At 44.7% G+C, this 23,981-nt stretch carries 23 protein-coding genes; 1 reads left to right on the top strand and 22 read right to left on the bottom strand.

All coding sequences use genetic code 11. The features are described 5' to 3' along the window. Nucleotides 1-417: 417 nt before the first annotated feature. The 6 genes from DESOR_RS08085 to DESOR_RS08060 form a co-directional block, all read right to left on the bottom strand. On the bottom strand, nt 418-735 hold the full coding sequence (locus tag DESOR_RS08085) for a DUF6951 family protein (RefSeq protein WP_014184117.1): 318 nt from the start codon (nt 733-735) through the stop codon (nt 418-420). A gap of 31 nt (nt 736-766) precedes the next feature. After that, a complete protein-coding gene (locus DESOR_RS08080; protein WP_014184116.1) occupies nt 767-2,332 on the bottom strand; it encodes a methylenetetrahydrofolate reductase C-terminal domain-containing protein in 1,566 nt (521 codons plus the stop codon). Nucleotides 2,333-2,452: 120 nt separating this feature from the next. Beyond that, the gene (locus DESOR_RS08075) at nt 2,453-4,285 is read right to left on the bottom strand and encodes an ASKHA domain-containing protein (RefSeq protein WP_014184115.1); all 1,833 of its coding nucleotides are present in this window, start codon (nt 4,283-4,285) and stop codon (nt 2,453-2,455) included. A 102-nt stretch (nt 4,286-4,387) separates the two neighbouring features. After that, complete coding sequence (locus tag DESOR_RS08070) at nt 4,388-5,008, bottom strand: HAD family hydrolase (RefSeq protein WP_014184114.1); 621 nt, start codon at nt 5,006-5,008, stop codon at nt 4,388-4,390. A gap of 161 nt (nt 5,009-5,169) precedes the next feature. After that, nucleotides 5,170-5,973, bottom strand: a complete 804-nt coding sequence (locus DESOR_RS08065; RefSeq protein ID WP_014184113.1) for a methyltetrahydrofolate cobalamin methyltransferase — start codon at nt 5,971-5,973, stop codon at nt 5,170-5,172. Between the two features lie 305 nt (nt 5,974-6,278). Then, nucleotides 6,279-6,905 (bottom strand): corrinoid protein, encoded by a 627-nt coding sequence (locus DESOR_RS08060; RefSeq protein ID WP_014184112.1) that lies wholly within the window; start codon nt 6,903-6,905, stop codon nt 6,279-6,281. Nucleotides 6,906-7,004: 99 nt separating this feature from the next. Between DESOR_RS08060 and DESOR_RS28720 the strand changes: the two genes are divergently transcribed. After that, on the top strand, nt 7,005-7,208 hold the full coding sequence (locus DESOR_RS28720) for a hypothetical protein (protein WP_148265240.1): 204 nt from the start codon (nt 7,005-7,007) through the stop codon (nt 7,206-7,208). A 171-nt stretch (nt 7,209-7,379) separates the two neighbouring features. Here the strand turns inward: DESOR_RS28720 and DESOR_RS08055 are convergent, their stop codons facing one another. The 16 genes from DESOR_RS08055 to eutL form a co-directional block, all read right to left on the bottom strand. Next, a complete protein-coding gene (locus DESOR_RS08055) occupies nt 7,380-8,822 on the bottom strand; it encodes a trimethylamine methyltransferase family protein (RefSeq protein WP_014184111.1) in 1,443 nt (480 codons plus the stop codon). A 69-nt stretch (nt 8,823-8,891) separates the two neighbouring features. Beyond that, entirely contained in the window at nt 8,892-10,094 is a 1,203-nt protein-coding gene (locus tag DESOR_RS08050) for a phosphotransferase (protein ID WP_014184110.1), read from the bottom strand. A gap of 248 nt (nt 10,095-10,342) precedes the next feature. Beyond that, complete coding sequence (locus tag DESOR_RS08045) at nt 10,343-11,002, bottom strand: corrinoid protein (RefSeq protein WP_014184109.1); 660 nt, start codon at nt 11,000-11,002, stop codon at nt 10,343-10,345. A gap of 12 nt (nt 11,003-11,014) precedes the next feature. Next, the gene (locus tag DESOR_RS08040) at nt 11,015-12,295 is read right to left on the bottom strand and encodes a PocR ligand-binding domain-containing protein (RefSeq protein WP_014184108.1); all 1,281 of its coding nucleotides are present in this window, start codon (nt 12,293-12,295) and stop codon (nt 11,015-11,017) included. A 190-nt stretch (nt 12,296-12,485) separates the two neighbouring features. Then, entirely contained in the window at nt 12,486-13,943 is a 1,458-nt protein-coding gene (locus tag DESOR_RS08035) for an ethanolamine ammonia-lyase reactivating factor EutA (RefSeq protein ID WP_014184107.1), read from the bottom strand. A 13-nt stretch (nt 13,944-13,956) separates the two neighbouring features. After that, a complete protein-coding gene (eutC, locus tag DESOR_RS08030) occupies nt 13,957-14,865 on the bottom strand; it encodes an ethanolamine ammonia-lyase subunit EutC (RefSeq protein ID WP_014184106.1) in 909 nt (302 codons plus the stop codon). A gap of 14 nt (nt 14,866-14,879) precedes the next feature. Further along, nucleotides 14,880-16,244, bottom strand: a complete 1,365-nt coding sequence (locus DESOR_RS08025; RefSeq protein ID WP_014184105.1) for an ethanolamine ammonia-lyase subunit EutB — start codon at nt 16,242-16,244, stop codon at nt 14,880-14,882. Nucleotides 16,245-16,274: 30 nt separating this feature from the next. Beyond that, nucleotides 16,275-16,919, bottom strand: coding sequence for a cupin domain-containing protein (locus tag DESOR_RS08020; protein ID WP_014184104.1), 645 nt, complete (start codon nt 16,917-16,919; stop codon nt 16,275-16,277). A 50-nt stretch (nt 16,920-16,969) separates the two neighbouring features. Next, entirely contained in the window at nt 16,970-17,518 is a 549-nt protein-coding gene (locus DESOR_RS08015; protein WP_014184103.1) for a BMC domain-containing protein, read from the bottom strand. Beyond that, nucleotides 17,515-18,855: a 4Fe-4S dicluster domain-containing protein gene (locus DESOR_RS08010; RefSeq protein ID WP_014184102.1), complete on the bottom strand. Its 1,341-nt coding sequence runs from the start codon at nt 18,853-18,855 to the stop codon at nt 17,515-17,517. Before DESOR_RS08010 ends, DESOR_RS08015 begins: the two co-directional genes overlap by 4 nt. 22 nt (nt 18,856-18,877) lie before the next feature. Then, nucleotides 18,878-19,171, bottom strand: a complete 294-nt coding sequence (locus DESOR_RS08005) for a EutN/CcmL family microcompartment protein (protein WP_014184101.1) — start codon at nt 19,169-19,171, stop codon at nt 18,878-18,880. Next, complete coding sequence (locus tag DESOR_RS08000) at nt 19,168-20,022, bottom strand: flavoprotein (RefSeq protein ID WP_014184100.1); 855 nt, start codon at nt 20,020-20,022, stop codon at nt 19,168-19,170. The genes DESOR_RS08005 and DESOR_RS08000 overlap by 4 nt, the downstream gene beginning before the upstream one ends. A gap of 2 nt (nt 20,023-20,024) precedes the next feature. After that, nucleotides 20,025-21,404 (bottom strand): phosphate propanoyltransferase, encoded by a 1,380-nt coding sequence (pduL, locus tag DESOR_RS27830; protein ID WP_014184099.1) that lies wholly within the window; start codon nt 21,402-21,404, stop codon nt 20,025-20,027. Nucleotides 21,405-21,438: 34 nt separating this feature from the next. Then, nucleotides 21,439-21,750, bottom strand: coding sequence for a BMC domain-containing protein (locus tag DESOR_RS07985; RefSeq protein WP_014184098.1), 312 nt, complete (start codon nt 21,748-21,750; stop codon nt 21,439-21,441). A gap of 50 nt (nt 21,751-21,800) precedes the next feature. Next, nucleotides 21,801-23,285, bottom strand: a complete 1,485-nt coding sequence (locus DESOR_RS07980) for an acetaldehyde dehydrogenase (acetylating) (RefSeq protein ID WP_014184097.1) — start codon at nt 23,283-23,285, stop codon at nt 21,801-21,803. 21 nt (nt 23,286-23,306) lie between these two features. Then, nucleotides 23,307-23,954 (bottom strand): ethanolamine utilization microcompartment protein EutL, encoded by a 648-nt coding sequence (eutL, locus tag DESOR_RS07975; protein WP_014184096.1) that lies wholly within the window; start codon nt 23,952-23,954, stop codon nt 23,307-23,309. Nucleotides 23,955-23,981 lie beyond the last annotated feature (27 nt).

The following is a 23,981-nucleotide window of genomic DNA, read 5'->3' as shown; positions in this document are numbered from 1 at the left end:
GTATACTTGCATTTTTCGACATTCTGAGTAAAAACTCTTTAAGTTCACCTCAAATCTCTGGCTTTTTCTCTTAACACTCCCCTCCATTATAACGTGACCTTTCACAAGTTCACAAAATATCGCCAAGAGGTATTCATCAAATTGCCTCAATACAATTTTCAATGATGTTTTCCTGTAATCTACATAATTCAAGAAATAGCCTGAGTTTTCCTTCCCTTAAAGAAGATTTTTTATTATTTTTATCTCTAATTTAATTTTTTAATCGTGCTCCCGTCAATTCGAAGAAAGCGTCGCCCTAACGGGCAAAAAACACAATCCAAAGCAAAAAATGCATTATATTCCCTCTAAAAAATGGCCCATTGACGAATTCTCCAATCGTCAATGGGCCTTAAGGCATGATAAAGTTCAGGTTAAAACTTACTCTCTGGTTACGCTAATACTTGCATTTTGAGGCAAAGCCAAGCTTGCTGCCACTTCAATGGACTTCATAATCCCGGAAACTCCAGGGCAGCTGGGATGCGGGCTGTATTTAGCAAAGGTTTCATAAACTTTGCCCATATGCAGCTTATTAAAAATTTCTTGGAAGGCATCAACTTCTTGTAATTCTGCGGCTATCTTTTGGTAATTGGGACAATCACTGGTTATTTCCAGTTTTACTTTATGATTGTCACCACTTTCAGCTTTCACATTAATTGTGAAGCCACAGGCTCCTGCTTTAATAACTCCTGTTGCCATAATATGCTCCTCCAAAATTAAATTTTAAAATTTATTTTTTAATTTTGCTTTCCGGACGTTTAATTCCTAAGATAGGTGCCGAATGGTCCTTTCCTAAGTAGAAATTAGACCAGGATGAGGTTTGATATAACTCCCAGTTTGCGGGTGGAACCGGTGGAACATCTAAGGTGTGCTCTTCATTATACTTCTTTAGTCTGGCATAAGCTCTTACCCAAACGCATTTTTTCTCGTTGGGGAATACCTCACACCAACCATCCCTGCTGCCGCCGCAGGCTCCGTTACGCTGATTCTTAGGACACTGGGACATTGGGCAGAGATAACCGAGATCCAAAATAGCGCAGTCGCCGCAATCCTTACAGTCAAGCATGACAACTTTAGCGATATGCTCAAGAGCATGAAGTCTCTTCTCAGCTTTTTTACTGCCTTCAGCTGCATGATACATTTTGCGCATAACAGGGAAGAGCTTCTTATTAGGAGTAAACATGAGACTGTGCATGCCCCTCATCATCGAGTTCATAAATCCGGAGGGAGCATCTAAAGGACGATTAGCCCGGTTGGTTGGCCGGTCTGTATTAAGACCTGTCTTCTCATCCTTTTCAAAGTAATAGAAGCCGTTATCCTGAGGATAGTCAAATTCTTTAATATAGTCCTGCCAGTTTGGATAGAGTTCTTCCCCTTTGTCAATGATGAACTCCACTTGTTCGTATTTCAGATTGTGTCCTCCGATATGCACCCCGGCAAAGCCCATACCCTTCATGAAAGCATACATCTTGGCAGCCCGGAGCATTCTTTGCTCAACCCCTTTATCCGGGGCAGTTTTCTCTTCATTGAGTTGGGCCAGTAATTTGTCTGTAACCACACAACCGGGCAATTTGTTTTGGTTCATGACATTGGCAGCTCCATAAGGAAGCACATAAATATTTCCTACAACAGGAATGTCAAGGTTATTTACTTTTAAGAACTGAAGAACCTCATGACATTTGCGAGCATCATAACCCAGCTGAGTCACGATAAACTGTGCGCCGCCCTGAATTTTCTTCTTCATTTTATAGTATTGCACCATCAACTCTGCTTCTGTTGACTTGAAGGGGGAGACAGCCGCACCGGCAAAGAAATCACTGGGTGCGTGATAGGTGGGTCCCTTCATACCGGGAACTTCTAAACCTTTATTCATTTCTGTGATTAACTGCAGAACATTGGAGGGGTCTAAATCGAAGACCGGCTTAGGACGTCCTTTAAATCCGGAGTAGGTATAGTCACCTGTCATAACTAAGAGATTACGAACCTTGGCACGATCTAAAGCATAGAGCTGGCTTTCCATTTGGTTGCGGTTTTTGTCTTTGCAGGTGAAATGAACCAGAGGCTCAATTCCCATCTTGACAATTTCCATTCCTAAAGTGTCCGCAAGAATTGCCGGATTTCCTCCGGGGTTGTCGGTAATCGTCAAGGCGTGTACTCTGCCGCCTTTGGCCGCTTGCTCTGCCGAAGCGATGGCTGTGACTTGGGCCTTTTCGTTGGCTCCTCTGCCCGGAACAAGCTCCCAAGTCACTGACAAGGTGTTTTTGTCAAGAAGTGACTCTTTGAATTTATTTTCCATTACTAAGTTCCTCTCCCTTATTGCCAAATAATTTTTGGACATTGTCCTTTTATTCTCTAACTATTATAACTCTTCTTGGACAATATTTTAAGACATTTTCAGTCTTTTCTTAACTTTTACTTAACTTAAACGTTCTAAATATAAGCTATTCATAAAGAAATTAGAGAATGTAGCACTTCCGCCTAGCTCAATATGGCTGATTTTTCGATAGAGATCTTCCGCCATATCCATTTCCTGGTGATCCAGAAGTGTACGTATAGCCCCCACATGAGCAGCATTTCCCACCATCTTAATCTTTTCCGGCGGAATATCGGGAACCAGACCAATATTTAAAATATTCTCAGCCTTTAGATAAGTCGCGAAGGTTCCTGATAAAATAACAGAATCCAATTCCGCAACACTGATACCCGACATTTCTGCTAAAGTTTTAATGCCGGCGCAGACTGCACCTTTGGCCAACTGCAGTTCACCCACATCTTTTTGACTGATGGTTACATCTGATCGTTGTTCTGAGCCAAAAGCCAGGATAAATTCACGGGCCCTATCCGCTGTCCTGATTCGTTTCTTAAGTTCGTCAGACAGCTCCTCGGCCGTTTCCGGCACAGCAATCTTTCCTTGCTTATTAATAACCCCGGATCGTTTCATTTCATCGATTGCCTCGATAAGACCTGAGCCGCAAATTCCAATAGGCTCCTGATCTCCGATTACTTTACAGTCAACACCGCTTTCCGTAATCGATACTCCTTCAATGGCCCCCTGCTTTGCCCGCATTCCATAGGCAATTCCAGCTCCTTCGAAGGCTGGACCGGCGGCTGTGGAGCATGACAACATGGTTTTATCCGTTTTTAGGAATAACTCGCAGTTAGTGCCTAAATCGATGAGCAAATGGTTCCCTGGCTCCAAGACTTCCGGAGCACCAACAATAGCCCCCACTGTGTCTCCCCCGACAAAACTTCCTATGTTAGGCAAAAGGAAAACTTTGGCCTGTTGGTTGATATCCAATCCTAACTCATGAGCACTGAATTCCAGGGGTATATTGCTGGCTGAAACGAAAGGTGATACTGCTAAATGGGCAACATTCAACCCCAGCAAAAGATGATGCATAGTAGTATTTCCTACAATAGTCATCTTAACGATTTCGCCTTTAATCACATCTGTTTTAGACTCCAGCTCTTTCAATAAGTGATTAATCGTTCTTTGTACGGCACTCCGCAAAGCTTTGGCATTTTTTTGATTTTCTTTGGCAAAAGAAATCCGTGAAATAACATCGGCACCATAGGCCGTCTGCTCATTTTCTACTGAAACGACCTTGAGAAGCTCACCGTTGGTCAGATCATACACAGCCAGTCCGACACTGGTTGTCCCAATATCCACGCCAACCCCATACAATCTCTGGGCAGTGTCTCCGGGTTCAATTTCTAAAATCTCGTCATCGAAAATCGTCACTGTCAGAACATACTTGTCAGCCCGCATTACCTCGGTCACTTTGCGCAGGACATATAAGCTTGGGCGATTGTAGAATTCCCCTGTGACGGTGCTTAAGGCATCCATCACCCGGTCCCAGTCTCCTCGTTCGTCCTGTAAGGATGGTTTGTCCACAGTTATACAGACCTTTTTGACTCGTGGTGCTAAGGCAGCTACTTTTAATCCTTTAAGAGCACTTTCTTTTCGATCTTGGCTTTCTACAAAGTTAAGTTCCACAGACATCCCCTCTTGGGGAACTACGGTACAAGCCAGCCTGAATCCTGCCTGAAGTTCGACATCATTAAGGTGCTTTAAATCTGAAGAACTCGGAGCCGGCAGATTACCAATAATCCGAACTTTGCACTTGCCACAAGTGCCCCGGCCATTACAAACATTATCTACCGGTAATTGGTGACGAGTAAGAGCTTCCATCAATGTCTCATTGTCGTTTGCAGTTATAACTCGGTTGGGAAGTATTTTAATTTCCATATTGTCCTCCTTATAGGCTCTTCTTCATGAAAAAAACAGCGATCAGAAACAATTTTCCTTTTATATGAATATTCGATCTATCTAATTGTTTTTCCTTCTTATTTATGCCTTAACCAGAAAATCCACAAGTTCTTCAGGGGTATTGACAAGATAATCCGGGTCACCTTCTTGAATCTTTTCAGGAGTGTGCCATCCCCAAGTCACTCCGATGGTTTTAGTTCCGGCCTTTCTCCCTTCAATCATGTCTCCTTTAGTATCTCCTACATAATAAGCAGGGATACCCGGATGCAATGCCATGACTCTCTGAATTTTTTTAATCTTGCTCTTTTCCTTTTCAGCACCAATAACATCGTTAAAACAATCGATTCCGTTCATCTGCAGTATCTGTTTTGTTGCACTGGAAAGATTCGAAGTAATAACATAAATGTGGTGTTTTTCTGAGATCCGCTGTAATGATTTACCGATGCCATCAAAGAGTTCAAGCTGCGTCAATTGTTCACTTTGTAATATTTCATACCTTTTAAGTATATTATCTATGGCAGATTCCTGAATTCCACAGCTCATCATCGTCTCATAAACATTTCCATCAAAAAAAGAAATGACATCCTTAGGTTCTTTGATTTCTTGGAATCCATTCTCCAGACAAGCTTGTGAAAAGCGGGAAACGAAAACGTCTAAGGAATCAACAATTACACCATCATAATCAAACATTACAAGCGCCATACGTCTTCCCCCTTAGTCCCGAACCAACGAAAATTAAAGAATTCTATTGTGTAAGATCCCCTACTCTGATCAAGAGAAGGGGATCTTATTTTCTAAATACTCGATCATAAATGATCGCTATTTGGTTTTATAGATCCAGCAGCTTCGTTAACCAACAAGGATTAACCTAAGAAGTCAAATTGGTTGTTTCGGAAAGCCTTGAGGTAGTTAACACAATAGTCATCCCGTCCAGCAAGAGCTTCAGCAGTAACTAAGCTAGCCATCATCATCTTATCTAAGGGGTTAATAATAAGGCCATCCAAGCCTTTACCAATAGCCATAATCGCGAAGGCTTGGTTCATGAATTTGCGGACAGGCAATCCATAGGATACGTTGGAAAGACCGCAAATTGTGTGAACGCCTTTAAAGCGAGTCATAATAGCTTCTACAGAATTGATAAACTCTACAGCGAAGGTGCTGTTTGTAGAAACCGGCTGAACCAAGGGATCTACATAGATATTTTGGAGGGGTACGTTGTTTTTAACCAGTCCGTCAATAAGTTTTTCGGCAATTTTCAAACGAGCATCCATGGTTTCCGGCATACCTTCGTCACTCATGCAAAGAGCGACAACTTTCAGGTCAGTTCCGGCTACTACAGGAATGAGTGCGTCATAACGTTCTTTTTCCAGAGAAATGGAGTTAATCATGGCAACGCCTTTGTGTACTGACAAAGCTGCTTCAATGGCTTTTGGGTCTGGGCTGTCAATACAGCAAGGTGCATCCACTGCTTCTTGTACGTTGGTAACAAGCCATTTTAAGTATTCAGGTTCTTTACCGACAAAGATACCCGCGTTAACATCAATAAAGTCAGCACCGGCTTCACGCTCGTCCTTAGCCACCTTTTTGATATATTCAGCATCTTGAGCCTTGATGGCTTCCCCAATAGCTTTACGACTCGCATTAATCAATTCTCCGACAACTAACATGTACGTTTTCCTCCTCAAATTTAACTTAATTACGATTGCTATTAATTATATAGCAAATTCCATGCCAACACCAATTATTAATAGTCTTTTTTAAATATACGCAATAATTCGCTAAGTTTTTGTCAAATATGTCTGATATTTAAGGTAAATTTTAAATTATGAGTATTAGATTTTCAATAATTAAGTCATCCGAGACTTAGTTCTCAATAAACTGACTTCAAACCGAAGTCAATATGACTTAATTTGAAGTCAGTTCTGATCCTTTAAGTCTGTTTTAACCTATAAAATCAAATGTTAGCTAATAATTATTTTGCTGTTAGCTTACGAGCAGTTTCCACTGCTCCAGGAGCGTCGGTACTCCAGCCGTCTGCACCGATCTTCTTAGCAAAGTCTTCTGAAACAGGAGCTCCGCCAACCATTGTCTTATAGCTCAATCCCTGTTCACGAATAGCTTTTACGGTGACTTCCATGGAAGGCATTGTCGTAGTTAATAGGGCCGACATGCAGATGACATCAGCATTTTTCTCTTTAGCAGTAGCCAGGAATTTTTCGGTATCCACATCAACACCCAGGTCATAAACCTCAAAGCCTGCTCCTTCCATCATCATTGCCACTAAGTTTTTACCGATGTCATGTAAGTCGCCTTTGACAGTTCCGATAACGATGGTTCCTTTCTTATCACTATCCCCTTGGGATAAGAGGGGTTTCAATACTTCCAGTCCGGCTTTCATAGCTTTAGCTGCCATCAACATTTCCGGAACAAAGAATTCTCCTTCAGAATAACGCTGTCCTACTTCGTCCATGGCCGCAATCAATCCATTTCTGAGAATTTCAGAAACCTCTGTCTTATTGGCTATCTCTGCATTTACCTTAGCAACCACTTTGTCAATGCTAAATTCCACAACTGCATCATAAATATCCTGTATGCTCATTAATCTCATCCTTTCCTATTGGCCCTTTGGGCCATGACATTTGTCTTCAACCTTGTACTACTTTAGAACTTATCCTGAAACAACCCAAAAACTATTCTAATGAATCCCCAGACCCGAGAGCCAGGGCGGCTTCGTCCCACAGGAGTGAACCCATTGCATGGAGAGGCGGTAAAAGCCTACAAAGCGGTTGCGGGGATTGCGAAGCCATGGTTAACATCAGGTACTACCCGGAGGTTTGGCACGAAAGTGTCCGGTGGACATTTTCGCCGAAGCGGCTATCTCAAAAGAATACTTACCCGCTGAAGGTAGCTCCCGCAGCCGCGAATGGGCGAGCCTCGAAATGCTGCGGTACACGAAAACACTGTTTTCGCACGGATTATCCCTTCTTGCAGACACTGTCTTCGCACGAATTAACTTACTTGCACGGATATGGCGAAGCTGCCCGACCCCTGGAGCACTATCTTTCAATGAAAACTACAAACTCCACTTAGCGTCTCCGGCAACCAGTCCTTTGAAATGAGCTCGAACTTTAGCATCCATTTCCTCTGTAAAACGGGATTTATTGGGTTTGCTAAGAATTTTAGTTGCTTCTTTCATAGCCCGGCTGTGTGCATCAGGTTTTCCTTGATCTTCCCAACGGCGGCGCATTTCCCTTGTGGCTACTTTAGGCAATACCGCAATAGTACGCATATTTTTCATGGTATGATCCAAATCCATATAGCTTCCGCCAGGTCCGACTTGAGCAATCAGATCTAAGCAGAGATTTTCTTCACTATACTCATAACCCTTTTTCAATCGTTTAAGCATGAGGGCAATTTCGTTATCAATGACGGCTTTGCCAAAATCAAAAGCCATCAGGCTTCCCAACAAACCGCCCATATTGAACAGATCTGCTCCAGCCAGTAATGCAGCTGTCGTATTCATTCCCGTCTCATATCCGGATTGAGCGTCGTTGGTATGAGCATTAGTCAGCCCGATATATCCGCCGGAAGGAACATTATAATATCTGGCCATTTCTGTATGCCCCATTTGCAGCATACCTGTTTCAATAGCACCCGGTGCATAGGCCCCTGTTCTCATGTCAGCTACTGTAGATAAAACTGCATAAATCATTGGAGCGCCGGGACGAATCATTTGAATTAGGGTTGCCAATCCCAAGAACTCAGCATTGCCAAGCACCAGTGTACCCATCAAGCTGAGGGGGGAAGTCATCCCTGCATTAGGAACAATGGTACCATAGACCGGCAAACCTTGTTCAACGAGGTAAATAACAGCTTCCGTAGACTCCACGTCAAAGGTCAAAGGGGAAACTACAGGGCAATAGTGGTGATTAATAAAGGGACGTTCGCGATATTTGTCCTCTCCTCCGGCAATCAATGCTCCTAATTCTAAAACGACTTTAAGGTCATTCATGTTAGGGGTGTTGCTGCGAACAGGTTTTTTACAGTTTTTAAGTGCCGGATAAAACCGCGACAGACTGAACTGACCTTCCGGAGCATCCTCAGCCAAGGTTGATATTGAAAAAACGTCAAATCCAGGCAGCTCATTAATCAAGTAGGCGATATTAGCAATATCATCAGAAGTAGCTCTGCGCTCTTCCCCTGTTTTTGGGTCAATCACATTTGGGGCTGAGCTTCCTGTAACAACAACAGGGCGGTTGCTGGGCAACGTGACATCAAATTTTGGATCTTGCGCTGTAAATGTGTAGGTCGGCACAAATGTTTCTCTGGCTTTTTCCACAACAGCCCGAGGGAACTTAACCAGCATGGTCTCTCTGTCAACTTGACAGCCATTTTTCTCAAAGATGTCAAGTGCTTTGGGATTACGAACCAGCATCCCCACGTTTTCCAGGATCTCCAGCGAAGCTTCGTGCACACGCTCTGCTTCTGCCTGACTAAAGAATTTTGTGAACTCCATAACTTTTTCTCCTCTCTTCTACTAGCAATCTTTTTCTCTTTATTTCTTTAACTTTTATGATGGAAACCACTACAGAGATTTGCCAAGCTCAGCAATCTCCGCTTTGTGGTTTTCAATCCAAATCATTAAACGAATGTTATGTTGTAGATAAGCAATATACTCATACTCATTTAAATTCTTTCCAGCATAATAAGCTAATACGTCCCAGTTAATTAAATAAATATTGGCAGCAGCCATCATCGTAGGCAGCCATTCAAGTTCCAATGCATTGAGTGGTTCAAGTCCTCCTAGTTCAACCAGTTTACTTTGGTAGGCTTTTAAGAAGATGCTGCATTTATCAAGAAGCAAATCCCCATCCTTTTCATCTTGCCAGGAGCTGCAGCAATAGGCTAAAGCTAGGCAAACGTCAAAGAGCCGAAGATCTATTTTAGACCAGTCAAAATCGAATAACCCTACAACTTTATCATCTTTATACTTCAAGTTCCCGGCATGAAAGTCACTATGACAGGGTGTATACGGCATCTTATTAACAATTTCTTGGGGAATTTGTGACTTATCAATCATCTCTAAGATTGCCTTAAGTTTGCTGTTATAATATTTGTGAAACTTTGTATCGATATCCTTTTGGGCTAAGCCTATATATTTTTCATGCAGAGTTGGGAGGAAGTCCATGATTTTTGGTTCTACTCTCTTTAAGCCTTTGGGATCAAAATCTTTGGCAGCATTATGGAAGGAAGCAAGAACTCCGGCAGCACTTGCAGTCTCTCCGTCCGTTAGGTTAGGAGTATCCCAAGTATACAAGTCCTCCCCTTCTAAAAACTCATAGACTGCAAAGAAAATATCCGTCTGGTTCCCATCGACGCCCTCGGATCTTTTTACATAGCTTGAGCCGTCTTTCGTTCGAATGACTCCGGCAACAATATCCAAACCATGAGTTTTGGAGTAATCAATCATCAAATGTTCAAAGACGATTTCGGACTCTTTGACACCATACTTATATTTCCGCACAAAGTATTCGTTTTGTTTTCCTTCTTTTTCAGTGTAGATTCCAAAACTTCGATTAACATACCCGCCATATATCTCGTAAACAGCAGTAACAGTCCCAAGATCATAATCTTTTAGTACATCGACTATTTGATTATGGGAAAGAACTGAATCCATTGATTCGAAGAATTGAGTTGCAATGTTTTTGAGGTCCTCACTCTGGGTAAACATAGTAAACGTTTGGTTGACACTAAGTTCTTCAAGACGTCTCATTTTACTTGTGTTCATGTTGATGATCCCCCCTTATTTCAACGCTCAGAAACGTCGTATATAAATGTGATCCGCTCTTTTATGGTTTAATCATAGCATTTTCATTCATTTTTTTACTAACACATTTCTGCTCGTTTTGACGTATTACAACCAATTGAATATTCCTACTATTTTGTAGATACTGATAATCCATGTCGATATAAAGATATATTATGCGAAAAAGGCAGATTTTTCACATCGAAGTATGAATAATCTGCCTCATTCGTTCACTTATTAAGGGGTTTTTTAGGTATTAGCTTCGTAATATTGTCTTCTAGAAAGGCTTTCACTTCAAAAGCATCTTCAAAATAATAATCAGCGCCTATACGCTTAGCAAAACCCGGATCAATAGGAGCTCCCCCAACAATAATAATCAAGTTCTTGCGAATCCCCAAGGACTCTAATTCATCAATAACATCTTTCATGACAGTCATTGTCGTCGTCAGCAAAGCTGACATCATGAGAATATTGGGTTTTTCTTTTTTTACGATGCTTGCAAACTTTTTTGGGGTAACATCTACTCCCAGGTAAATTACCTCCAGCCCCGTGGCCATAATCAGCATTTTCACAAGGCTTAAGCCGATATCATGCAAATCCCCTGCAACGGTACCCATGACGATTTTTCCGTTGCTCTTTCTTTCTACATCGGTTAATAAGGGTTCAATAAGACTTAACCCCGCATGCATTGCCCGCGAAGCCATAAGCACCTCAGGAACCATAACCCTTTGCTCGCGAAACTTTTCAGCGACACGGTCCATTCCCGCAATCAAACCTTTTTCCAGAACGGATTCTGCCGAAAAGCCTTGCGCTAAGGCACGTTTGGTTAAGATTAAGCTTTGTTCAGCATTTCCTGTGGCGATGGATTTGATAATGGCTTGAAATACCATAATTATCACCTTCTAGTACAAGCTGTTTTTGTAAGTCAGAGGCGTAACCCCAATATACTTTCTAAAAACTTTGCAAAAATAACTTTGGTTCTTAAATCCTACGGCTTTTGACACCTGAGCAACGGAGAATTCAGGTTTTTTCATGATTTCGACAGCCTGTTCAACCCTAACTCTGGTTAAATAATCGTTAATAGTACAGTCTAATTCTTCGCGGAACAAGCGTGAAAGATGGGAAGGGCTAATAAATAAATGCTGTGCTACATCATTGACAGTGAGAGGCAAAGCATAGTTTTCCATGATAAAATCCCGGGCACTCTTTACGATAGCAATATGTTTCTTATCGGCAAGAGTAAACATACCCTCTAAAAAGGTCTCTACAATACTTTGAATCTTATAAAAGTACTTCTCTACTCGTTCAAAGCCTTCCCCTTCAATTTCCCTGTTAAAATCTTTAAGTAAACCCATAATCCGTTCAGCATTGGCTCCGCCTTCCACAGCGGCTCTGGAGGACAACGTCGCTAACTCCAGAATTCTAACCTTCACTGTCTCCAAATCCCCTACTGTTCTTGTATGGAGATCCGTCAGTAAACTTTGCAGGGTTTGATTAGCTCTGGTTCTGTCACCCATTCGTATATAACGTAAAAGCTTACGCTCTTTCTTTAAATAATCATCATAATTATCAAGATCCGGAATATTCTTTTTCTTACGCTCCTCAATTTCTTGACGGATTTGTTGCTGCTGCTGCCTGGTTGCTGCAATTTCCTCTAAACTATTGATGTTTCGTTTGACAATATGATTGACGACTACAAAAAGCATATCCGCTGCAGCTTGTGAACGAGAAGGAGAAACAACTTCCAGCTTACAGGCCATGTTTTTCAGCCATTCAAAGTTATCTATGCCGGCATTAAGTTTTTTTAGTTCCTGAAAGAAAAAATGATCGGGTTCCCACATGAGTACTTGACCACAGATAATGCTTCCTATCGAGACCCCACGAATCATGATCGGGACAGCCCAGATAACTAAACCAGCATGACAACGAAAGAAATATGGCTCTTCCCATTTGGCAGCCTCCATACTGGCTCGTTTATAAGAGTCCATGCATTTTTTTTCTCCGCAAGGCTGACTGCGAATATATTTGCAAAATTCACTCCGTTCAAAGTTCCCGGGTACCGAAAAAGTCTCCCCTTCGTTATTGATAGCCTCGATATGCAACCCGGTTGCGTCATGAAAGCTACCCAAATTTTCCTCGAGGTATTTAGGGTCCAGAAGGTTAGAATCTAATGTTTGAGGCATTGAACTCATCCTTCCATTAAGGGGTAAATAGCACTTTTCGTGCACTTATAAATTCAAAATATTATTCGTCAAAAAACGTCAAAATCCTTTTAATTACTACAGCTTAATAAGAAAGCGACTGAAAAATGTTAATATTCCAGTCGCCAATGACTACTAAGGCTATCATCTTATAGAGGTGTGTAAATTTCCATCAGCGATTGAAGACTAATGTCTTTAAAACGACTGGTACAACACGACCGGCCATAAGAGGCTTTCCGATATCGATGTAATCGCAATTGTCCACCTCTACTTGATCAATACAGATCAATTCAAAGTGTCGATCTGCTAAAGCATTAATACACTGACCCAATACTTTTCCACAATCCGCTTCGATAACCAGAATAATAGGTTTATCCTTGCAAAGATAATCCTCCAACCCCCAAAGCAAACCCTGCGCCAAGCTATTAATGTCAGCAAAAGACATAGTTCGAGGACCTTTCATAGCAATAGCCGCCACTGCTTCGGAGTGATCAACTTGCAGACGGAGAATTTCATTTTTTACAATTTCCCCTATTTTTTGAGGAGTTTCAGGGATGTCTGAGATAAAGGGAGAAATCACCATGACATTACGCAGGGGCAAGGTATTCTCCTGGAGATGGATAGTACTGCCGCTTAAGTTGACGGATTGAGTACCTGTGCCAATAACCGTTGCTCTTACAGTCTCATTAGGCTTTTCTAGTACAAACCCGGCAGCTTCTAGGGCCACTTTCAATTCCCAGCCCAGCAAAGGGCCAAAATCTCCGAAGGCGGTCACCTCTTCCATATTGGCAGGTCCTTCAGAAGCATAGACATAATCCGCTACTCCTCCGGAAATCATGACTTTTCGAATGGTATGTTCCAGCTTTAATGGAGGTGTCATTAGCAGGTCTTTTGTCAATCCGGCAGGCATGGTTGTCTGGAGCACATCAACGACACTATCAGCCATAGCTTTAATAACCGGACGAAGTTGAGGCAGCGTTATGCGTTCTCCCGCCTGCAGCCTTTGACCTGTAGCCTGCAAAGTAATTTTTGCCGGCTCGGATATATAAGTGATTCTGTCCCCCGATGGTTCAAATTCAATTAAATGGCCTCCAACATTAATGCAGGAAGAATCAACGGCCTTGCCCTCAAAGAAAACAGCATAATTCGACGTTCCTCCACCTACATCAATATTGACAACTACTTGGTGTCTTTGAGCAGAATACAAAGCTGCTCCGGAGCCTTTGCCTGCAAAGATTGCTTCTAAGTTAGCACCTGCAGTAGCCACTACAAAGTCACCGGCAAATCCCGCCAAGGCATCAATAATCGCTTTGGCATTTTCTTTTTTAGCTGTTTCTCCCGTTATAATCACGGCACCTGTATCAATCATGTCAGGGGTTAATCCCGCAGCCTGATATTCAGATTCCATGATCTTAGAGACCGCAACCGCGTTCACTAAGTCGCGGTCTATAAGAGGGGTAAAATAGATCTGGCTGCGATGGATAACTTCCTTGTCTGTGATCTCCACATGGGGAACTAAGCTTCCCGAAGCTGTATTTTCAATAGTCAATTGGCTGATCACCAGTTGGGTAGTTGTGGTTCCAATATCAATGCCCACGCTCGTGATCCTTTGATTTGTCGATTCGGGCATTTTATCACCCACCCTATTTTTGCTGGTTCAGCTTAACCCCACTAGCTTTAGCAGCAAGAATTTGTTGAAGAACATCTACAAGATGAGCACCTGCTTCAGCAGGCGGGATACCGCCTTTATGAATATTAGAAATAACGGTGCGGTCTGCTTCAACCGTATTGCTGTCAGGACGATAAATCATGTAGGCACTAAGACTTTCTGCCGTTCCCAGTCCCGGACGCTCACCAATCAAGGAGATGACCACATCACAATTGACGATGGAAGCAACATGGTCTTGAACCCATACCCTTCCGTTCTTAATAAAGAAGGGCGCACCGACTTTAATGCCGGCAGATTTCAATCCTTGCATCAAGGCCGGCAGCAGATCAGGGATATTAGCCTCGATAGAACTTGAACTTAGTCCATCAACAATCAATATCTGAACTTGAACATTTTTCTCGCATTTTTCCGAGATAGTTTTCACGGCTTCTTCTGACAAACGACGTCCCAAATCCGGTCGCTGCAGAAACTCGTCTTTGCTGGCTGCAGCACTTTGCACTGACATCAGATTCATTCGTTGCAGAAACTCCTCTGAAACATCGAGAAATACCGCATCCTGAGCTACAGCATGATCCGCTAAGAACCTTAGCAAGGACATGGTCTTAGGTCGAGTTCCGGCTCTGCCGATACCAATTCTTGCCGGAGTCAATTTTTTCATAGCCCTAACAGCATCCGCATTAAATGGATTTGCAACCTGCATCTCTTCTTGAGGAGGAAAAGTTACCATTTCCTCGGAATCTGTGCTAGGGACAATTGGCGTATCCATCATCGCTGCTGACATCACATGGTCTTTGCCCTTTTGTGAAAGCAGTCCTTTCTTAGCGAGCTCTTCCATAATACTTTGGATAATGACTTTTTCTAATTCATTATTTGCGACTGCCACCTCGATTCGCCTCCCTATTTATCAAAAATGGATGGGTCTCCGGCTCTCTCTGTTAATTTGCCGTCTTCTAGGATGCCCATTTTCTCCAACCACTTCTCAAACTCAGGAAGCGGACGTAACCCTAAGACTTCGCGGGTCGTTGCATCATCATGGTAACTGGTATCCTGATAACTTAACATAACATCATCCCCGCCTGGCACTCCCATGAAGAAGTTTGAACCGGCCATTGCACAAAGAAGGGTTCCCATTTCCTGATCATTTTGATCTGCTTTCATATGGTTTGTATAACAGGGCGCAATACCCATAGGCAGACCGTGAAGCTTACCCATAAATAAGTCCTCTAAATCTGCACGGATGACTTCCCGTCCGGAATAAATGGTCTCCGGTCCAATAAACCCGGAAACATTATTAGTCATGAAGGGACGATAGCCCCGGGCAAATCCATAAGTTCTTGCTTCCAAGGTCATCATATCAACACCTAAATGAGCATCTAAAGACACTTCGGAGCCTTGTCCGGTCTCAAAATACATGAGGTTTGGACCTGTAGCTGTACCCTTTCTCTGAGCTAAGGCAAAAGCTTCATTAAGAATTTCAGAGCTTACACCAAAAGCATCATTGGCTTTTTGAGTTCCGGCAATACTTTGGAAAACAAGATCCACCGGAGCTCCTTTTTCAATGGCTTTCATCTGGGTTGTGACATGAGCTAAGACACAGTTTTGTGTCGGTATTTCCCATTTTATCATGAAGTTTTTAACAGTTTCCAAGAGGCGTGAAACTGTCTCAACATTATCTTCCACAGGGTTAATGCCAATGACGGCATCCCCTGATCCGTATGACAAACCCTCTTTAAGAGAGGCCATCATTCCTTCAACACTATCCGTTGGGTGGTTGGGCTGGCAGCGGAATGCTAAGGTTCCCGGCACCCCCAAGGTTGTATTGCAGTGAGACTGAGTGCGCATTTTCTTTGCCCCAAAGACCAGGTCCATGGTTGACATTAGCTTAGCGACAGCAGCGATCATTTCACTGGTAAGCCCCCGGCTAATGTGAGCTAAGTTTTCCCCTGTGGTCTTATGGTCTAAAATATACTCGCGCAAATACCCAACTGTCCAACCTTTAATTTCTTGATAGATTCTTAAGTTGAGCCCATCATAAATTGCCCGGGTTACTTCATCCTCTTCATAAGGGATCACCGGATTATTATAAATATCTTCCAAGGTAAGATTACTGAGAACTAATTTAGCCGCTACTCTTTCAGACGCTGATTTGGCAGCAATTCCAACAAGCTCGTCACCTGATTTTTCTTCATTGGCTTTGGACATAACTTCTTTAAGACTTTGGAAGGCAAAAATTTTGTTATAAACTTTTGCTTTTAATATCATTGAACAATCCCCCAATCTGACATAATGTCCTTAATCGCAAAAATCTGCCCAGTTAGCAGGGTAGGTGCAATAGAATACTTTACAAAAGGTTGGCGAGGAGAAGACAACTTGGCTTCCTTTCGGTATATAAACGACATCTCCTGCTTTAGCACGGAAAACTTGTCCTGCAACTTCAAGGACAAACTCCCCTTCAATGACGTAATCCACTTCGTCATAGTTTAAGAACCAAGGCAGTTGGGAATGATCAAAGGTCATAAAACCTGAAGCAAGATTTCCGACTCTGGAATCGATGACATCGACAAGTCCCACTTTTTGTCCTGGAGGCGCCTCCAGAAAAGGCTGAACTACAACGGTTTCTCCTTTGACATGAGTTGCTTTTGGATTCTCACAGGCGGGTTTCAACACTTCACCTAATATTTTCTGAACTGCTTTTTTCAGATCCTCGGATTGGTTTCCTGCCTCTGCAGAGTTTACAGCCGGAGTTTGTTTCTGTCCGGCGGATTGACCTACAACATTATGACCAACAATTTCTTCTCGTCCCTTACAAATGGTAATCCCCAATTCTTTAGCGAGATCTTTTGCTGAGGGAGTAAGGACACTATCTTCTTCTAAAACAACAGTCTTGTTTAATTTAGCCATATCTCGTAAAACGGCTGCCGAGATAAAACGTCCCATAGTACACCTCCTAATCGTGGTTGAGTATTCGATATTGGATATTCGTGGGGCTAAACCAAACTTTCAATGAGCTGTTTAGCCGGCCTGGGGATAACCACCTTGCGGATGAGCAGCCCCTTCTCACTGGCCAAGGCACTGCCTTCTTCCACTGCGGCTTTGACGGAGGCTACTTCTCCCGTCAAAAGGGTGTAGCTTTTGCCTCCAATTCCAAAGGCCAGGTGCAGCAGCATGGGCTCCACATCCCCCGCTTTGACCGCAGCATCCGCCGCTTCGATTAAGGATGCTACACTGTAAGTCTCGATAATTCCTAAGGCTTTGATGTCCTTTAAGGTGTTGGCCCTGCCGATGGCCGGCAGGATAGAGGGGTGTACATTAGGGATCACAAAGGAATCCACGATGGTCTCTGCTCCTAACTCCACTCCGGCATTGACGGATTGCTGGACTCCGGATACATCTCCGCTGACCATGACCATATATTTCCCCGGGCAGATGGTTTTAGCCACCAAAATGGTCACATCCGCGGTTTTGCTCATGATATCGGCGCATTCAATTCCTTGGGCGATACTGTTGCTCTCAATCAGTCCTATAGCATGGATCACCGGGCTGCACCACCTTTCCGTATGGTTATGGCTTGAGGTGTTACTTGGGTTACCGTTCCAGAGATGCTGGCATGGATGTTCGCTCCCAGGGCTCCTGACGGGATTTCTCCGATCCGTTGTCCCGCTTCCACAACATCCCCCTCTTTGACTACCGCCGCTGCCGGTGCTCCTATGTGCTGCTGCAGCTTGATCCGGACTTCTTTCCCTTCATACACTTCCCCGGTCATGGGTGCTTCTTTGTAAAAGGAACGCAGTCTCAAGCGGTCCATTAAGCGTGAGGATGGGATTAAGCGGTGTTGGGCCATGGGGTCCGCTTTGCCCAGTTCTCCCTGGTATTTGATCCCCTGGGACCTTAGCTCTGCTTTTAAGGCTACATTCACTCTCAGGGGGGATATTCCCACCGGGCAGGCATAGGCTTCACATACTCCGCATTCTGAACAGGTCAGGGCCGTGGCAAGTAAGGACAGGTCGGCCAGATTTTTATAATTAACCGCTCGGATTAAGCGATGAGGAGATAGTTCGTGGCCGATCATGTGCCGTGGACAGAGATCCGTACAGAAGCTGCACTGTTCACAGACGGTTTTGGCGATGCGCAGAATCCCTTCCACGCTGCTTTCCTTGCGCTGGATGAGCATGTGGTCCCTGGGCAGTCCGATCAGCCCTCCCGTGGTCTTGGTTACTGTGTCGGACAGGTCGCTGATGAGTTTGCCCATCATGGGGCCTCCGTTGATATAGGCCAGGTCCGCTTCTTCCCCTCCGGCCAGATCCAGGACCTCCCTCAGAGGGGTGCCGATGGGTACGGTGACGGTGATGGGCTTCTTAACGGCTCCTGTGACGGTGAGAGTTCGGGTTGTGACGGGGATCCCTGCCTCGGCTTTGGCTACATTGATGAGGGTTTGGACGTTGTTCACCACTACGCCGATGTTGATGGGGATTCCTCCAGGGGGCACCCGTCTGCCGGTGGTTAACCAAATGGTCATCACTTCGTCTCCCGCCGGATAGATATCGGGCATGATGGCAATTTCAATTCCCTCTGTGTTCCGGATATAGGGTTCTAAGGCGGCAATGGCTTCCTTGTATTTCGCTTTTAAGGCGATGATCCCTTTTTGGGCTCCTGTTGAGGCCATGGCCAGGGTCAGGCCTTTAACTAAAAGATCCGGGTAGCGGGCCGCCAATTGCTGGTCGGTTTTCAGCAGGGGCTCACACTCTGCCCCGTTGACGATGACGATCTCTGCCTGGGCAGACAACTTGACATGGGTGGGAAATCCCGCTCCCCCGGCCCCGACTACTCCGGCTTCCCGTACCTTGCCGCTAATCTCTTTCATTTGCATATTCATTTATTTTTCACCCACTTAAGCTTTACGCTTCAAAGGTTTCTTTATCGATAATCCCCACGATGGTGGCATCAATGGGAATGCTGTTGTTGGCTAATCCCTGCCGGGCTGAGGAACCGCTGGCTACCATGACGATTTCATCTTCGCCGGCTCCGATTTGATCCGCTGCGATGAGGGAATTCCCAATTTCCTCCAGCTTGGGGGTTCCATCCTCTTGATAGGAGAGGGTTACCGGCTGGACGACGAGAAATTTCAGGCCCCGGAGAGATTCTTCTTTACGGGTTGACCAGACGTGGCCGATAACACGGGCCAGAATCATCGTCCTTCCTCCTTCTCCATGCACAGCTCAATGCGGCGCATTCTTAAGGTATCCCGGGCCAGAGGGGAGATAACCGTCTCTGGTCTGACATAGACCGTGGCTCCTTCCGGGAAGCCATAGGCTTGTTTATCCCCCAGGAATTTCTTGGTGAAACGAACCTCGTCTCTGGGAGAAACACTCTCTGAGTGAAAGATTTGCTGTCGGGGCTCCCCTGCTGCAGAAGGCTGCGGGCTGGATTGACTGGGTTGGCTGGGTTGAATAGGTTGATTGGATAGGCCGGGTTGGGCTTGAACAGGTTGGCCTGTTAAGGCCTGACCGCCAGCCAAGTTTCCCCAGACCGTCACTCCGTAAGATTGAAGCTTCTGGATATAGCCTTCATACAGTTCCCGGTAAGCCGGGGGCGTTTGATCGGTGAGCCCCAAATACTCCGTTACCAATTCTATGGAGCATCCCCGGCTGATTCCTCTCCCAATCATTTCACAGATAGGGTTGTCGCGAATGCCCAAGGCAGCTTTAGCTAAAGTGTTGGCGGAACAAGACGGCAGGATGATTTTCGACCAGTCGGCCTTAGCCATAGCCTCTTCCACTGTGATCCAGCACATGCCCTCAGGCAGTTCCGGTTTAGCCATATACACTTGATCACTAGGTAAAACTCTAAGTGTGAAGCTTTCTCCCCAGCGCTGCTGCACTGTACTTAAAACCCGCTGAAAATCCGGGACATAGTTTAAGAGAACCAGAGCTTCAGATTTGACGTTATTCCCTTCTGAGGTTCCACTTCCCTGGAGCAATCCTTGTAAGGACGCATCCGACAAAATGCGGCGCACAATTTGGTTGATCAGTTCTTCATTCATGGTCATACCTCCATGAGTTTTCCCCGGCTTGTTGGTACGACGAGGGCAGCATTCGCTTCATCTAAATCCAGGTGCATCTCTTTTTGGTATTGGTCACTGACACGAATCAGTACGTCTTCATAGACAATAGGACGACCGCTCTCTACTCGAACACACACTCGATCTCCATCCTTGAGCGACCATTCTTGAGCATCATCCGTATGGAGATGGATATGCCTGCTGGCAACCATAACCCCGGACTCAAGTTGGACTTTACCTGCAGGTCCGACAATCTCTAAACCAGGCGTTCCCTCATGTTCACCTGAATCTCGAATAACCGGCTTAACGCCAAGTTTAAAACAATCCGTAACACTGATTTCCACTTGAGTATTCTTACGGACAGGACCTAATACGCGAACCTTTTCCAAACTCCCCTTAGGCCCCACTAAAGTGACAGTTTCTTTGGCAGCAAACTGCCCCGGCTGGGAGAGTTCTTTTTGGACCGTTAACTGATAGTTTTCACCGAAGAGTGCCGTTAAATCCCCTTGGGAGAGATGAATATGGCGGTTGGATGTTCCGACAGGAACCCACTTCTCCTTGAGATCTTTGTTTTTTCGGCCTCTTACTTCGCAGGCCAGGATATAGAAGGCGCTGGAAAGACGATTCAAAGCCTGTATCAAATCCGTTCGGCTGCAAGCCCCAGTTTCATCAGTAAATGCCCTGTTGGCATAGAGCTCAACTTCTCTGGACTTTGCTCTTAGATGATGAAGTTTTGCAACAACGGGGCCATGAGTATAGCTGAGGGGTGTATGATCGATCCCAAAATATTTTTGGGGATGATGGGATCTTTCCCGCAGCTCTTCGGGGGTAAGCCCAATCAAGGTTGTCCATTGGAAAGGTTCCTGTTTAACTTCACTAACCATAAGCTGCCGGCAAAGGGCAGCGATCTCATCTAATTTTCCTATCAGCTCACGTTCTCCTGCGAGTTGAAAGAATCCTTGAGCTTCGACCAATTCACATTGAAACAAATCCAATTGTCCGCGATAAGCAATAATAGGATGTGTTTTAGTCACTAAAGATCCTGCCCGCAAATGGGTCATATGCTCTGGCTTAGCACTTGAAGGACTTGAAGAGCCGTTAGATGTTGCTGCTTTCTCTTTAGATATTTCAGCCGGTGCTGAAACCGGCTCTGGCTGTTTATTGTTAACCATACTTTGAGACGCATTTGATAACGTTGTCTTGCGAATGTCCTTAAGTCCGTTTCCTTCTATCTGAACTTCGATTCCCTTAGACGTAATGAAATCTCTTGCCGATGGAGTAATCACACTGCCCGGCGGCATGATAATCAATTTATCCTTGGTTTTATGCCAATTGGCTCTAAGTTCATATTCTGTGACGATCAAGACCTCACCTCATTACAGACAAACATTTGACGTTTTATTTATCTCCATAACCCTTATTGTCACCGACAGGCAGAATATACTCAACGTCTTGATGAGGCCGAGGTATAACATGGACGCTGAGAAGCGCCCCGACTCGCTGAGCTGCTGCTGCTCCTGCATCGACAGCGGCCTTGACGGCCCCTACGTCCCCCCGGACCATGACTGAAACCAGTCCGCCGGAAACATGTTCTTTCCCGCACAGTTCAACATTTGCTGCTTTTAACATTTGGTCAGCTGCTTCGATGGCTGGGATTAATCCTTTGGTTTCTATCATTCCAAGAGCGATAACTCTTCGATCTTGTGCCATTTTGTTCCCTCCCTAATTCGTAGTTCGTTATTCGATGTTCTTGGTTCGGCTTAACACTTCATGCCGTTGAGATGTTGCATAACTTGAGCAATAATCTCCTGTACTAATTGGGCATCAACCTTTGGAGCTTGGGATTTCTCGCAGCTTTCCACAGCGCTGATGGGCTCAACCGGTTTGCGTTCAGGGATTCCTTGATGCCAGGCCACTCGTTTGACGTTGATAAGATGCAGGGGTGTGACGTTTTCAGAAACACTTGATCCAGCCCAAGTCCCGCAGCCTAAGGTAAAGGATGGAGCTAAGCCTGTGGTTGCGCCGACGCCTCCCATAGCGGCCGGAGTATTGACAAGCAAGCGATTAACCGGCTTTTTAAGGGCAAACTCGCGAATAATTTCTTCATTATTACAGTGTAGTGACAGGCTATGGCCTACTCCGCCCGCTTCTAAGAGCTGGAAGCAGCGTTCACACCCTTCATGCCAATCTGCCACTCTGTAAAATGCTAAAACCGTTGTCAGCTTTTCGTAAGATAAAGGCCATTGAGGTCCGACGCCCGCTAAGGGAGCAACTAAGCATCTCGTGTTATCCGGGATTGTAATTCCCGCCATTTGGGCAATGAATTTAGGGTCTTTGCCCACAACTTTGGGATTGACTCCTCCGTTAGGCAGCATAACGACTTTTGAGACCTTCGCTACTTCCTCGGGATCAAGGAAATAAGCTCCTTGTCGTTTAAGCTGGGTGATAAGTTCGTCGGCAATACACTCTTCTGCTACAATAGCTTGTTCTGAGGCACAAATCGTTCCATTGTCAAAGGTTTTACCCATAACAATATATTCGGCAGCTTTAGGGAGATCTGCGCTTCGCTCTACGAAAGCGGGCACGTTACCGGGGCCAACACCTAACGCAGGTTTCCCGCTGCTATAAGCGGCCTTTACTAAAGCGCTTCCGCCGGTTGCCAAAATCATGGCGACACTGGGGTGTTTCATGAGTTCGTTAGTGGCTCCCATGGATACATTCATGATACAACCAATAACTCCTTCAGGCGCTCCTGCCGCCACTGCTGCTTGATGCATAATTTTGGCAGCTTCATTGGTACAGCGTACTGCACTGGGATGTGGAGAAAAGACAATGGCATTCCGGGATTTCAGAGCTATCATAGCTTTGTATATAACCGTTGAGGTTGGGTTTGTCGTCGGTACAATTCCCGCGATGACTCCCACAGGCTCAGCAATTTCCCATAGTTTATTCTCGTGATCTTCCCGGATCAATCCCACTGTCTTCATAGGTTTTATGAAGTCATAGAGGGTGCGGGAGGCAAAATAATTCTTGAAACATTTGTCATTATAGTTTCCCATACCCGTTTCAGAGACTGCCATCATGGCCAGTCGAGCAGCATTGGCTTCCCCTGCTTCACGCATCATGTCGATAATTTTATCAACTTGTTCTTGTGTAAAGTCCATGAGGGCTTCTTGGGCTTTGCGGGCAGCTCGTACTAAATTTCGGGCTTCTTGTAATGAACATAAATCTCGATCCAGTTCCATTACGAGCGATACCTTCCTTTACTAAAATTTTAAGCCGTGTTCACAGACATCGATAACGGCTCTTTGAAAGGCCTCACAGGCAGATTTACAAGCGCTTTGCGAACCGGTTAAGAGTCCGCCGCCAAAGTTCGTTTCTGTAGGTGGTCCGTAAAAAGCTTTCATGCTGACTTCAGCAGCTTTCAGAGCTGCATCCAAGCCGAACATAGCTTCAATTGGGGGTGCAATAAGATAAGACAGAGGTTGTCCTTCTTGAATTCCTGCAACTTTAGATAGGTAGCTTCCGGTTCTGGAGATCGTGTGCGGGAAAAACGCCGTTTTTCCTCCGTCACAAGTATAGAACCAACATTCATTCTCCAGGTGCTCAATGCAAGCATCTATGCCTGCCCGGACTTCAGCAGGATTTGGGCCGGCTAAAATTCCGATGATTTCACCTGATAGTGGACCTGATGCACGAGCTGCTCCACAATAAAAACTTTTGGCATAAACTACTTCTACTTCGGCTTTTTTAGTAGCCTCGTCTAAAGCGACATAAGTTGAATCATCAATGTCAGCGGTGATCATACCGATTGAGCGCTGATATTCTGTAAGGCCTAATTTTTCAGCGAAATCCGGGGCGACATTGGGGATTAATCTTACTGCTAATGCTTTTGCCTTAATGGGCTCTATCATGGTTACCCTCCCTATTACTGCCGGACG

This window comes from Desulfosporosinus orientis DSM 765 (assembly GCF_000235605.1).
Lineage (GTDB): Bacteria > Bacillota > Desulfitobacteriia > Desulfitobacteriales > Desulfitobacteriaceae > Desulfosporosinus > Desulfosporosinus orientis.
This window is presented reverse-complemented; position numbering and strand designations above follow the sequence as displayed.